General features: G+C 53.7%; 1 protein-coding gene. It reads left to right on the top strand.

From position 1 onward, the window contains the following. Positions 1-1,004: elongation factor Tu (tuf, locus tag AC2CGI_RS24065; protein ID WP_130054983.1), on the top strand; the 1,004-nt coding region annotated here is incomplete at both ends.

Genomic DNA, 1,004 nt, shown 5'->3' with positions numbered 1-1,004 from the left:
CTGGCTAAAACCTACGGCGGTTCTGCACGTGCTTTCGACCAGATCGATAACGCGCCAGAAGAAAAAGCTCGTGGTATCACCATCAACACCTCCCACGTTGAGTATGACACCCCGACTCGTCACTACGCGCACGTTGACTGCCCAGGGCACGCCGACTACGTGAAAAACATGATCACCGGTGCTGCTCAGATGGACGGCGCGATCCTGGTAGTAGCTGCGACTGACGGCCCAATGCCTCAGACTCGTGAGCACATCCTGCTGGGTCGTCAGGTTGGCGTTCCTTTCATCATCGTATTCATGAACAAATGCGACATGGTTGATGATGAAGAGCTGCTGGAACTGGTAGAAATGGAAGTTCGCGAACTGCTGTCCGCTTACGACTTCCCAGGCGACGACCTGCCAGTAATCCGCGGTTCCGCGCTGAAAGCGCTGGAAGGCGAAGCTGAGTGGGAAGCGAAAATCATCGAACTGGCCGAAGCCCTGGACAGCTACATCCCAGAGCCAGAGCGTGCAATCGACAAGCCGTTCCTGCTGCCAATCGAAGACGTATTCTCCATCTCCGGTCGTGGTACCGTTGTTACCGGTCGTGTTGAGCGCGGTATCATCAAAGTTGGCGAAGAAGTTGAAATCGTTGGTATCAAAGACACCGTTAAGTCTACCTGTACTGGCGTTGAAATGTTCCGCAAACTGCTGGACGAAGGCCGTGCTGGTGAGAACGTAGGTGTTCTGCTGCGTGGTATCAAACGTGAAGAAATCGAACGTGGTCAGGTACTGGCTAAGCCAGGCTCCATCAAGCCGCACACCCAGTTCGAATCTGAAGTGTACATCCTGAGCAAAGATGAAGGTGGTCGTCACACGCCATTCTTCAAAGGCTACCGTCCACAGTTCTACTTCCGTACTACTGACGTGACCGGTACCATCGAACTGCCAGAAGGCGTAGAGATGGTAATGCCAGGCGACAACGTGAACATGGTTGTAACCCTGATTCACCCAATCGCGATGGA

This window comes from Serratia sp. LSHTC3, from assembly GCF_057197125.1.
Note: the sequence above shows the minus strand (reverse complement) of the source record. Positions and strands in the feature narration are given on the sequence as shown.